Source organism: Sphingomonas abietis, from assembly GCF_027625475.1.
Taxonomy (GTDB): domain Bacteria; phylum Pseudomonadota; class Alphaproteobacteria; order Sphingomonadales; family Sphingomonadaceae; genus Solisphingomonas; species Solisphingomonas abietis.
On record NZ_CP115174.1, the window covers coordinates 2,667,148 to 2,678,966 of the forward strand.

An 11,819-nucleotide genomic window follows, 5' to 3' on the forward strand; every position below is an offset into this window, starting at 1 on the left:
CGGCGCGGCCCGCATCGGCACAATCCGCCTCGCCTGCCCGCACCGGCCAAGAGGCGCGGCGGGCAACACGCATTTCAACACTGAAATTCATCTGGCGTTCAAGCCGGGCAAGTCAGCGTCGGTGATCGTCATGACAGAAAATTTCCAGGGTTTGCGCCGGTGATTACCCTCGCGCTGGCCGCCTATCTTTTCGGCACCACCGCAGCGCCCGCCTCCCCCTCGAAGGGAGCCGGCGCGGGCAGCGCCGAATTCGCGGAACTCAGGATCACCCAGTCGCTCGTCATCCGCGTCCCGGCGCGGCGCTCGCGCCGCTATGCCGGGCCGGACATGGCGCCGCCCCCGGCCGCCTTCAAGGAGCATAAGGGGCCGAAATGCATCGACGCGGCCACGATCGGCGGCGCAGCGGTGACGTCGCAGGATCGCGTCGATTTCATCCTGAAGGGCGGCAAGAGAGTGAGGGCGGTCCTGGAAAATGAATGCCCCGCGCTCGATTATTATTCGGGCTTCTACTTCCAGGCGCCGGCCGACGGGAAACTCTGCGCCGATCGCGATTCGATCCACACCCGCTCCGGCGGCGATTGCCAGATCGACAAGTTTCGCGCCCTGACCCCGATTTCGCCCGGCAAATAACCGCTTTGCCTTGACTTTGCGCGCCCAAACCTTAGGGCGGCGGCGTCTCCGCACGCACGCACGCGAGCGGGCAAATCCCGGACCCGTGCATGAACTTCGCCGACCTCGGCCTTTCCGACGAGACCCTCCGCGCCGTTACCGAAGCCGGCTATACCGAGCCGACCCCGGTCCAGGCCGCCGCGATCCAGCCCGTGCTGATGATGCGCGACCTCATCGCGATCGCGCAGACGGGCACCGGCAAGACCGCCTCGTTCGTGCTGCCGATGATCGACATCCTCGCCCATGGCCGCGCCCGCGCCCGGATGCCGCGCTCGCTGATCCTCGAGCCGACCCGCGAACTGGCCGCGCAGGTCGCCGAGAATTTCGAGAAATATGGCCAGTATCACAAGCTTTCGATGGCGTTGCTGATCGGCGGTGTGAACATGAGCGATCAGGTGGCGGCGCTCGAAAAGGGCGTCGACGTGCTGATCGCCACGCCCGGCCGGCTGATGGACCTGTTCCAGCGCGGCAAGATCCTGCTCACCGGCTGCTCGCTGCTCGTCATCGACGAGGCGGATCGGATGCTCGACATGGGCTTCATCCCCGATATCGAGGAAATCTGCACCAAGCTGCCGGCCAGCCGCCAGACCCTGCTCTTCTCCGCGACGATGCCGCCGCCGATCAAGAAGCTGGCCGACAAGTTCCTGAACAACCCCAAGCAGATCGAGGTCGCCCGCACCGGATCGACCAACGACTCGATCGAGCAGGCGCTGGTCGAGACCACGTCGCGCGGCAAGCGCGAGACGCTGCGCGGCCTGCTGCGCGCCGAGGACGTCAAGACCGCGATCATCTTCGCCAACCGCAAGACCACGGTGCGCGAGCTCAACCAGTCGCTCCAGCGCAACGGCTTCGCCTCGGGCGAGATTCATGGCGACATGGAGCAGTCCGCCCGGATCAAGGAGCTGGATCGGTTCAAGGCCGGCGCGATCAACATCCTCGTCGCCTCCGACGTCGCCGCGCGCGGGCTCGACATCAAGGGCGTCTCCCACGTCTTCAACTATGATGCGCCCTGGCACCCGGACGATTATGTCCACCGCATCGGCCGTACCGGCCGCGCCGGCGCGACCGGCAAGGCGTTCACGCTGATCACCGCCGAAGATGCCGAGAACATCGCCAATATCGAGAAGCTGACCAGCCAGAAGATTCCGCGCATCACCGGCGCCGCCAAGGCCCCGACCGAAGACGCGGCCGAACCGACCATCGACGCCGGCAGCGTGCGGGACGCCGAAGCCGGCGGCGACGAGCGCGTGGCCAAGCCCCGGCGTCGCCGCGGTGGCGAGCGCGCTGCCAAGCCGGAAGCCGCGCCCGAGCGTGCCGCCAAGCCGGAGCGCGCCGCACCGCCCCCGCGCGAGGCCTCCGAGACCCCGGCCCCACGCCCGGTCGCGCCCCAGCGTGCGCCCGCGCGCGCGCCGGAGCCTGTCGCCGAGCCGATCGCGGCGGATGCCGACATCAACTGGAACGGCCCGGTCCCGGCCTTCCTCAGCGCGCGCATTCCTGACTAAAGTCGAAAAGCTTCGGGCTTTATTTACGGATTTGCGGTAGACCGTTTCTGCGAACGGGTTTCAAAGCTACCGGGGGGTAGCGACCGTCGCGTGAGGGACAGCTCCGGCCGTGAGCGACAGCAGAGGCACCTTCGATCGGATTCGTGCCCTTCTGGAAGAGGGCGCGATCGCGCCCACCCCCTCCAACTATGAATTCCTCTATCGCTACGTCACCGGCGCGGACCCGCAGCTGGTGGAGGCGGTGGATGGCGCCCGCCGCGAACATGGCCAGCTCGCCGATCGCAACCTCGCCCATATCCGCCGCGATCTCTATGGCACCGGCCGCGCCGGCGTCGGCAAGGTGCTCGAAGACACCGAGCAGCAGCTCGCGCGGATGAACGACTATATCGAGCGGCAGGATGCCGGCGCGCGCGATTATGCGAGCAAGCTCAGCCGTTCGGACCTCGATGCCTCGGCGACGCTGGAGCGCCAGCGCCAGATGCTCGCCGACATGATCGAGGCGACCAACCAGATGCTCTCGACCACCGAGCAGCTGCAGGCCGAACTGGCCGCCTCGTCGCGCGAGATCGACATCCTCAAGGCCGATCTGGAGATCGCCCGCGTCGATGCGCGTTCGGACGCGCTGACCGGCCTGTCCAACCGCAAGGCGTGCTGCGACTATCTCGACGCCCAGCTCGATCGCGCCTTCGCCGAGGACCGCCCGCTCAGCCTGATCTTCCTCGACATCGATCACTTCAAGAAGTTCAACGACAATTTCGGCCATCGCATGGGCGACGAGGTGCTGCGGCTGGTCTCCGCCAGCCTCGAGCGCTTCTTCCACGGCCGCGGCTTCGTCGCGCGCTGGGGCGGCGAGGAATTCGTGATCGTGATGCCGATGCACGAGGCCGAGGACGCCACCCAGTTCGCCGAGCGCTTCCGCCAGCATATCGGCAGCCGCGCGGTGAAGGGCAGCCAGTCGGGCCGCGAGGTCGGCCGGGTGACGCTCTCGCTCGGCGTCGCCGGGCTGATCGCGGGCGACAGCGCCCAGACCCTGATCGACCGCGCCGACGCCGCGCTCTACGACGCCAAGGCCGATGGCCGCGACCGCGTGGTCTGCTGGAAGGCGGCGGCCTGAACCGGCATCATCATCCATCCTTGACAAATATAACCATTTAGGTTATCGACCTGTCTGTCCTTTGACCCCGAAGGCCACGGGCAAGAAGGACGGGAACCGATCGGCGCGGCGCGGGCGACCATGCGGCATCGATCGGGCGGCCGGCGCGGAGTCATCCGGTATCAAGCCGAAGCTTCGCGAAAGAACGTAACCCGTGGACCGTCGTGACATCCTGCCATGCCAACCGTGGGCAGGAGCTTCAGGTCCGCAAATACAAGTCTGGACGCGGCTGTTCTGGTTACCAACCGCACTTGGCGTACCCCAAGCCGTCCAGCACCGGGTGCCATTGGCGCAGGACGCGCCGGCCGTGAACTTCCCTCTGTCCTGATTTTGCGGGAGAATTGTGCCTGCATGATGTCGATGACGGCGATCGCCCATATCCAAGGCCCGGAAAGTGTCGATCAGCGGATATGACGGCGGCCTTTCACCAGGAGCGAAGTGGTGGCGTCCGCCACTATCCGCTCGCTCGGTGCTGACACGCCTTCCGGCTGTGAAGGGGGCGTCCGATCGACTAGCTCTCGCCAAGAACGACTGCGTATAATTCTGCCTGGCAGGCGTGAACATGACCGGCAAAATCCTGCGTCGAACAATCTCTGCTCCACCGGTCGATCGCGACCCGCCAGATTACGATGGAGGTCTCGGCGGCGATACGGGCTGCGGCCTGCGAAATTCCACGCGCGACGAGCACGGCGTGGATCGCAAGCGTGAGCGCGTGCATCTTCGCCAATTCGCGCTCCTGGAAATCGACATGCGCCGCGATGACGGCCTGCCGCACGAGGACGTCGGCCCGGTTCTCGTCAAAGAAACGCCCTGCGACTGCGAGCGCTGCGGTTGCGAGATCAAGCGGCCTGTCGCCTTCGGCCTTGTCGATCGCCGCGACGATATCGGCCTCCAATTCGCCGGCGCGCCAGAACAGCACCTCCGGCTTATCGACGAAGTAGCGAAAAAACGTGCGCTCCGTGAGGCCTGCGGCGGTGGCGATTTGGGGGATGGTGGTTTGCGAATAGCCCTGCGTGCGAAACAGCTCCATCGCCGCCCTTCCGAAGCGCTCGCGCGCATTTTCGATCCTGCGAACCATAATCCTCCATAAAGTCATTGGCAGCTCCTGCCAATACGCTTAGACATTGGCAGTGACTGCCAATCACGTTCATGACTAAGGAGACTGGTATGACTCGCATCCTCGTGATCGGTTTCGATCCCGAAAGCGTCGATTTCAGCGACCCGGGTTCGCCGCCGGGCCTGGACCCCGCCAAAATCTGGGAGGGCGTAAGGCGGAGTTTGGAGCGGATTGCCGAACATGGCTGGGAAGGCACCCAGTGCATGGTGAAGCCAGACGAGACGGCTGTCGCGACGGTCGAACAGGCCCTCGCCAACATGTCGTATGCATGCGTTGTGATCGGCGGGGGCGTGCGGCTCGCGCATAATAGCGTGCCGATCCTCGAGGCCATCGTTGATGCTGTTCGCCGGCTGGCTCCCGCCACCCCGATCGCCTTCAACGAAGGGCCGGAAAAAAGCCTCGAAGCTGCTCAGCGCTGGGTCAGGGGTGCCTGAACGTCGGGCGGTGCATCATGCCTCGCCCGACGGAGCCCGATATCCGGCGCAGAATATCCATTGATATCCACGCGTCTGATCGCGCCGAACGTCGAGGCTGCCGGCACCTTCCACGAAACCCTCACGGGCGCGACTAGACCGGACGATCCGCCCAGACCTGTCCGCCACCAACCCCGGCCCCGTCGCGCCTACCCCTTGCCACCCCGATAGCGTGCCCTGAACCCGTCGGCGAACGTGGTCAGCCGCCCCTCGGCGATGGCGTCGCGCAGGCCCTGCATCAGCTGCTGGTAGAACCACAGATTATGCTCGGTCATCAGCATCGCGCCGAGCATCTCGCCCGAGCGGACGAGGTGGTGGAGATAGGCCTTGCTCCACGCCGCGGTCGGGCTGGCGGGGTCGATCGGGGTCTGGTCCTCGGCGAATTTGGCGTTGCGGATGTTGATCGGGCCGTCCCAGGTGAAGGCCTGGCCGTTGCGCCCCGATCGCGTCGGCAGCACGCAGTCGAACATGTCGATGCCGCGCTCGACCGCGCCGACGATGTCGTCCGGCTTGCCGACCCCCATCAGGTAGCGGGGCTTGAGCGGATCGAGCTGGCCCGGCGCATAATCGAGGCAGCCGAACATCGCCTCCTGCCCCTCGCCGACCGCCAGCCCGCCGACCGCATAGCCGTCGAAGCCGATATCGAGCAGCGCGTCGGCCGAGGCCTTGCGCAGCCCTTCATCCAGCGCACCCTGCTGGATGCCGAACAGCGCGGCGCGCCCGGCATGATCGCCGCCCGCATCGAACGCGGCGCGCGATCGCCGCGCCCAGCGCATCGATCGCTCCATCGCGGCGGCCTGCACCTCGCGGGTCGAGGTGGTCGGCACCAGCTCGTCGAACGCCATCACGATGTCCGAGCCGAGCAGCCGCTGGATCTCCATCGAGCGTTCGGGCGAGAGCATGTGCCGCGATCCGTCGAGATGGCTGGCGAAGGCGACGCCCTCCTCCTTCACCTTGGTCAGCGCGGACAGCGACATCACCTGATAGCCGCCGCTGTCGGTGAGGATCGGGCGATCCCATTGCATGAAATTGTGCAGCCCGCCGAGCCGGTCCATCCGCTCGGCGCCGGGGCGCAGCATCAGATGATAGGTGTTGCCGAGGATGATGTCGGCGCCGGCGGCACGGACATCGGCCGGCTTCACCGCCTTCACGGTGGCGGCAGTGCCGACCGGCATGAACGCCGGCGTGCGGATCTCGCCGCGCTGCATCTGGATGCGCCCGGTGCGGGCCTTGCCGTCGGTCGCGGCGATCTCGAAAGAAAAACGGGATGTCATGGCCGCGGCATCTAGACGATTTCCCGCCGTCGCCAAAGCCCGCTCCCGAAGCCCGCGCCGATATCCGCCTCAGCCCTTGAGCAGCGCCTCCAGCGCGCGCGCGTCGATCGGGGGGGAGCAGAGGAAGCCCTGATAATAGTTGCAGCCCTCGCGCGCGAGCAGCACCAGTTGCTCGTCGGTTTCGACCCCCTCGGCGATCACGGTGAGATCGAGCGACCGCGCCATGTCGATCACCCCGCGCACGACGATGCGATCGCGGGCCGAGCCGGCGATGTCCTGCGCGAGCCGGCGGTCGATCTTGATGGTGTCGAGCGGCAGCGCCTTGAGATAGGCAAGGCTCGAATAGCCGGTGCCGAAATCGTCGATCGCCACCCTGAGCCCGCCCGAGCGCAGGCGGGCGAGCAGTTCGGCGGCGCGGCCGAGATCGGCCATCAGCCCACTTTCGGTGATCTCCACGGTGAGTCGCCCGATCAGGCCGTTCTCCGCCGCCATCGCCAGCATCCGCTCGGCGAAGTCGGGCTCGGCGACGTCGGCGGCGGTCACATTGATGGCGACGCGCAGAGCGGCGAGCGGCCCCTTCCAGGCGGCCACCGCCGCCATCGCCTTGACCTGCACATGGCGGGACAACTCGACCAGATAATCGGAGCGCTCGGCGGTGGCGAACAGCGCCTCGGCGCCGAGCTCGCCGAGCACCGGATGCCGCCATCGCGCCAGCGCCTCGACCCCGACGATGCGGCCGGTCGGCATCGCTACCTGCGGCTGCCAGAGGATCTCGATCCGGTCCTCGTCGAGCGCGAGGCGGAGATCGAGTTCGAGCCGGCGATCCTCGGCGCGGCGGCTGACATTGCCCTCCTCGAACACGCGGACGCGGGCCGGCTCGCCGTCGCGCGCATCGGCCAGAGCGAGGCTCGCGTCGCGCAGCAATTCGCCGGCATCGGGGTCGCCCGCCCGCGCCCCGGCAATGCCGACCCGCGCGGTGAGGTTGACGACATGCTCGCCGGCCACGAACGGCCGCGCGATCGCGGCGACCAGCTCGCCGGCCAGCATCTCGGCCTGTTCCAGCGTCGCCGGCGGCGACAGGCCGATGGCGAATTCGGCGCCGGCCAGCCGCGCGACCAGCCGCCGCCGCCCGCCGCCGCCGGCCAGCCGCTCGATCCGCCGCGCCACCGACCGGATAATCGTGTCGCCGACCAACCGGCCGAACGCGGCATTGACCATCTCGAAGCGCGACAGCCCGAGCACGATCAGGATCGGCGCCTGCCCCTGCGCGATCCGCCCCTCGATCCAGCGGCGCGCGCCATGGCCGTCGTCCAGCCCGGTGAGCGGATCGCGGGGCACCGCGTCGGTGGTCCGCATCCCGTCGAGCGGCTCGACATGGCCGACGACCATGCCGTCTTCCAGCATCAGATGATGGGCGATCCGCCGGCCGTCGAGCGCATTGTGCGCGAACGGCGCGACGCCGCCCTCGCCGCGCAGCCGCGCCACCGCATGGAGCGCCGCACGCAGGCCGCCGCGCCCGAGCAGCCGCTGCGCCACTCCACGCGGCATATCCGCCGTCCCCTCCGCCAAACCGCTCGCCTGGGCCAGGGCGGGGCTGAAAGCCAGCCGCGCGGGACGATCCGGCGACCAGCGCCACGTCATCGCCTCGCTCTCGATCAGCCGCGCCCGGCCCGCCGCCGCGCGATGCCCGCCGGCCAGCCGCTCGGCATGGCGCTGGGCGAAGCGGAGCGCCTGCGCGAATTCCCCTTCCGCGAACGGCATGGCGAGATAATGGGTGGCCCCCGCCTCGAACGCCGCCGCGACCGCCGAGGCCTCGCGCCGGCCGATCAGGAACAGCAGCGCCGCGCCATTGGCCTGCACGGTATCGGCGAGCTGGCGGGCCGCCGACAGCCCCTCGGCCAAGGTCGCCCGCGCATCGATCACGACCACCGACGCGCCGCTCGCCAGGAAGCGCCGCTCCAGCCCCTCGGATCGCCGCGCGGCGATCGCCGCCCAGCCGGCGCGCTCGGCCATATGGGCCAGCTCGTCCCGCTGCCGGAATGACAGCAGGAACAACGGCGCCGATCCCGCCGGATACTCGTCGCTGGCCGAAATACGCGCTCTCCCCCCGCCGGAACCTGCTGATCCGGAATGGGCGCACGCTAGCCGGGCGGCAGCCTGCCTCCAATGGCTTTCGTCGTTCCACCTGTCCCGCCTTGGGCGCGGCTGGCCTTGCCGATGGCCGGGACAAGCCCTAGCTGATGGCGATGACGATCGCGCCTCCCGTATCCGCGCCGCTCAGTGATGCCTTCGGCCGGCGGATCGATTATGTCCGCCTGTCCGTCACCGATCGCTGCGACCTGCGCTGCCGCTATTGCATGAGCGAGGCGATGAGCTTCCTGCCGCGCCAGGCGATCCTGTCGCTGGAGGAGCTGGCCGAACTGGCCGGAGCGTTCGTGGCGCGCGGCGTCAAGCGGATCCGGCTGACCGGCGGCGAACCGCTGGTGCGGCGCGGCATCGACGATCTCGCCCGTGCGATCGGCCGCCATCTCGGCCATGGGCTGGACGAACTGACGCTCACCACCAACGCGACGCGGCTGGCCGATCATGCCGCGGCGCTGGCCGATGCCGGCGTGCGGCGGATCAACGTCAGCCTCGACAGCCGCGATCCCGATCGCTTCCGCCACATCACCCGCACCGGCGACGTGGCCGAGGTGCTGGCCGGCATCGCTGCCGGCAAGGCGGCGGGCCTCGCGATCAAGATCAACATGGTGGCGCTCAAGGGCGTCAACGAGGACGAGATCGCGCCGATGCTGCGCTGGTGCGGCGAGCAGGGCTTCGACCTGACCCTGATCGAGACGATGCCGCTCGGCGTCGTCGAGGAGGATCGCACCGATCGCTATCTGCCGCTCGACGCGGTGCGCCGCGATCTGGAGCGGGATTTCACCCTCATCCCCGACATCCATCGAACCGGCGGCCCGGCCCGCTATGCCAAGGTCTCGCAAACCGGCGGCCGAATCGGCTTCATCACCCCGCTCACCCATAATTTCTGCGACGGCTGCAATCGCCTGCGCGTTACCGTGGAGGGCCGGCTTACCATGTGCCTGGGGCATGACGATCATGTCGATCTCAAGCAGGCGCTGCGCGAAGGCGGCCGCGATGCGCTCGACGCGGCGATCGACACGGCACTGCGGCTCAAGCCCGAGCGGCATCATTTCCGTATCGCCGGGCGCGGCGCGGCGCCTGCCGTCACCCGCCATATGAGCGTGACCGGCGGATGAGCGGCACCCTATCGAGCGCCCGCCGTCATGGCTGAGACACGCGGCCGGGACAGCCGGAACGAATTGCGCAAGATGGCGCTGGTCGCCTCGCCCGCGCCGGCCGCGCAGGCGGCGGAGGCGGAGCTGCGCCAGCGCTACGAATGGACCGATATCGGCGACGCCGACGTGATCATCGCGCTCGGCGGTGACGGCTTCATGCTCCAGACGCTGCACCTGATGCTCGATCGCCACCAGATCCGGCCGGTGTTCGGCATGAATCTCGGCACCGTCGGCTTCCTGATGAACGAGTGGCGGCTCGATGCGTTGTCCGATCGGCTGCAGCGCGCCCGCGCTTTCTCGGTGACGCCGCTGCGGATGGATGCCGAGACGATCGACGGCGAGCGCTATTCCTCGCCTGCGATCAACGAAATCTCGCTGCTGCGCGAAACCCGCCAGACGGCGTGGATCGAGGTCAGCGTCGATGGCCGGGTGGTGCTGCCCGAACTGGTCTGCGACGGCGTGATGGCGGCGACGGCGGCGGGATCGACCGCCTACAACCTGTCCGCGCAGGGGCCGATCCTGCCGCTCGGCTCCGGCCTGATCGCGCTCACCCCGATCAGCGCCTTCCGCCCGCGCCGCTGGCGGGGCGCGATCCTGCCCGAAACCGCGAAAATCTCGTTCCGCGTGGTCGATCCGGTCAAGCGCCCGGTGTCGGCGGTGGCGGACCAGCGCGAGATTCGCGACGTGTCGGTGGTGAACATCTCGATCGATCGCTCGATCGCGCTGACCCTGTTGTTCGATCCCGAGCATGCGCTCGACGACCGGATCACGATGGAGCAATTCGCGGTTTGAGCTTTGTTGTGGATGAATGTTCGAGGGGCTTGCAACGCAAACCAAGCTGATGCATAGGCGCGCCTCGCCCGGACAAACGGGCGACGAAATGGACATTCCTCGGTAGCTCAGCGGTAGAGCTCTCGACTGTTAATCGAGCGGCCGTAGGTTCGAATCCTACCCGGGGAGCCATTTCCTTCTACCCGCACCACCGGCCGCGCTACGGCTGGGGCGAGGCAGACATCCCCACCCCTATATCGCGACGGGCTGGCCCATACTGCCCGTTCATGCGTATCTGCTGCGATCCCTTCCGGGGCGAACCGTGGAGCGCTGCATGACCAAGGCCTTTTTCCCGTTCCTCGCCACGCTCGCGCTGGCCGGCTGCTCGCCCTCCTCGGCGGCGCTGCCGGTCGGCGCGCAGGCGCCGGACTTCACCACCCAGGCGACGCTGGCCGGCAAGCCCTTCGCCTTCCATCTCGCCGACGCGTTGAAGAAAGGCCCGGTGGTGCTCTATTTCTACCCCGCCGCCTTCACCAGCGGCTGCACCGTGGAGGCCCACGACTTCGCCGCGGCGACCGATCGCTTCCATGCGCTGGGCGCAACCGTGATCGGCGTCTCCCGCGATCCGATCGCCACGCTCAACCGCTTCTCCGTCACCGAATGCCGCAACAGGTTCGCGGTGGCGTCGGCCGACGGCAAGCTGGTCGATGCCTATCATGTGAAGCTGCCGCTGCTCGCCAAATCGAACCGCACCTCGTTCGTGATCGCGCCCGACGGCAAGATTCTGTTCGAATATAGCGCGCTCGATCCGGCCGGGCACGTCGACAAGACGATGGCGGCGGTGCAGCAATGGCGGGCGCAGCACCCGGCTGGCTGATCCGCCCTAGCGCGGATTGACATTCAGCGGATCGGGTGACGATCTACACCCGAAGCGATCGTCATCCTGAACGTGTTTCAGGATCCCATCGAAGCTTGGCGCTGAGCGCCCGGAGGAGGCGGGATGCCGAAACACGTTCAGCATGACGGTCTGCAACGAAACGATCGCCCATATTCAACCAATCCGAATGTCGATCGGCCCTAAAGCAGCCGCTCGATCGCCGGGCCGAGCGCTTCCGGCTTGGTGGTCGGCGCGTAACGCCGGACGGCATGGCCGTCGCGATCGACCAGGAATTTGGTGAAGTTCCACTTGATCCGCTCGCTGCCCAGCACGCCGCGCGCCGCCTTGCGGAGATAGGCGTAGAGCGGCGGCGCGTCCGGCCCGTTGACGTCGATCTTGGCGAACATCGGGAAATCGACATCATAGGTCAGCGAACAGAAGTTCGCGATCTCGGCGGCGTCGCCCGGCTCCTGCGCGCCGAACTGGTTGCACGGGAAACCGAGCACCACCAGCCCCTTGGGGCCATAGCTCTGGTGCAACGCCTCCAGCCCGGCATATTGCGGGGTGAAGCCGCACTGGCTGGCGGTGTTGACGATCAGCAGCGGCCGGCCGCGATAATCGGCCAGCGGCTTCTCCTCGCCGGAGAGTGTCCGCGCGGTGAAATCATAGACGCTCGTCATGCCT

General features: G+C 67.7%; 11 protein-coding genes and 1 tRNA gene. 8 read left to right on the forward strand and 4 right to left on the reverse strand.

The genetic code is table 11. From position 1 onward, the window contains the following. The first annotated feature begins 159 nt into the window (after nt 1-159). The 3 genes from PBT88_RS12635 (at nt 160) to PBT88_RS12645 (ending at nt 3,285) form a co-directional block, all read left to right on the forward strand. Nucleotides 160-630, forward strand: coding sequence for a hypothetical protein (locus tag PBT88_RS12635; protein WP_270075700.1), 471 nt, complete (start codon nt 160-162; stop codon nt 628-630). 89 nt (nt 631-719) lie between these two features. Next, a complete protein-coding gene (locus PBT88_RS12640; protein WP_270075701.1) occupies nt 720-2,171 on the forward strand; it encodes a DEAD/DEAH box helicase in 1,452 nt (483 codons plus the stop codon). A gap of 109 nt (nt 2,172-2,280) precedes the next feature. Next, the gene (locus PBT88_RS12645; RefSeq protein WP_270075702.1) at nt 2,281-3,285 is read left to right on the forward strand and encodes a GGDEF domain-containing protein; all 1,005 of its coding nucleotides are present in this window, start codon (nt 2,281-2,283) and stop codon (nt 3,283-3,285) included. Nucleotides 3,286-3,835: 550 nt separating this feature from the next. On the opposite strand, the gene PBT88_RS12650 is transcribed toward PBT88_RS12645, so the two are convergent. Beyond that, on the reverse strand, nt 3,836-4,402 hold the full coding sequence (locus PBT88_RS12650) for a TetR/AcrR family transcriptional regulator (protein WP_270075703.1): 567 nt from the start codon (nt 4,400-4,402) through the stop codon (nt 3,836-3,838). An 89-nt stretch (nt 4,403-4,491) separates the two neighbouring features. Here PBT88_RS12650 and PBT88_RS12655 point away from each other — a divergent pair, with 89 nt between their 5' ends. Further along, nucleotides 4,492-4,875: a hypothetical protein gene (locus PBT88_RS12655; protein WP_270075704.1), complete on the forward strand. Its 384-nt coding sequence runs from the start codon at nt 4,492-4,494 to the stop codon at nt 4,873-4,875. A gap of 188 nt (nt 4,876-5,063) precedes the next feature. Here PBT88_RS12655 and tgt read toward each other — a convergent pair whose 3' ends face one another. Together tgt and PBT88_RS12665 are read right to left on the reverse strand one after the other, a co-directional pair. After that, nucleotides 5,064-6,188 (reverse strand): tRNA guanosine(34) transglycosylase Tgt, encoded by a 1,125-nt coding sequence (gene tgt, locus PBT88_RS12660; RefSeq protein WP_270075705.1) that lies wholly within the window; start codon nt 6,186-6,188, stop codon nt 5,064-5,066. Between the two features lie 69 nt (nt 6,189-6,257). Further along, complete coding sequence (locus PBT88_RS12665; RefSeq protein WP_270075706.1) at nt 6,258-8,243, reverse strand: putative bifunctional diguanylate cyclase/phosphodiesterase; 1,986 nt, start codon at nt 8,241-8,243, stop codon at nt 6,258-6,260. Between the two features lie 191 nt (nt 8,244-8,434). Here PBT88_RS12665 and moaA point away from each other — a divergent pair, with 191 nt between their 5' ends. The 4 genes from moaA (at nt 8,435) to PBT88_RS12685 (ending at nt 11,135) form a co-directional block, all read left to right on the forward strand. Next, the gene (gene moaA, locus PBT88_RS12670; protein ID WP_270075707.1) at nt 8,435-9,448 is read left to right on the forward strand and encodes a GTP 3',8-cyclase MoaA; all 1,014 of its coding nucleotides are present in this window, start codon (nt 8,435-8,437) and stop codon (nt 9,446-9,448) included. Nucleotides 9,449-9,475: 27 nt separating this feature from the next. Further along, nucleotides 9,476-10,279 (forward strand): NAD kinase, encoded by an 804-nt coding sequence (locus tag PBT88_RS12675; RefSeq protein ID WP_270075708.1) that lies wholly within the window; start codon nt 9,476-9,478, stop codon nt 10,277-10,279. A gap of 96 nt (nt 10,280-10,375) precedes the next feature. Then, nucleotides 10,376-10,450: transfer RNA gene (locus PBT88_RS12680), tRNA-Asn, on the forward strand. A gap of 142 nt (nt 10,451-10,592) precedes the next feature. Next, nucleotides 10,593-11,135, forward strand: a complete 543-nt coding sequence (locus tag PBT88_RS12685) for a peroxiredoxin (protein WP_270075709.1) — start codon at nt 10,593-10,595, stop codon at nt 11,133-11,135. A 200-nt stretch (nt 11,136-11,335) separates the two neighbouring features. Here the strand turns inward: PBT88_RS12685 and PBT88_RS12690 are convergent, their stop codons facing one another. Continuing rightward, nucleotides 11,336-11,815 carry a glutathione peroxidase gene (locus PBT88_RS12690; RefSeq protein ID WP_270075710.1) on the reverse strand — a complete coding sequence of 160 codons (480 nt, stop codon included), beginning with the start codon at nt 11,813-11,815 and terminating at the stop codon, nt 11,336-11,338. Nucleotides 11,816-11,819: the final 4 nt, after the last annotated feature.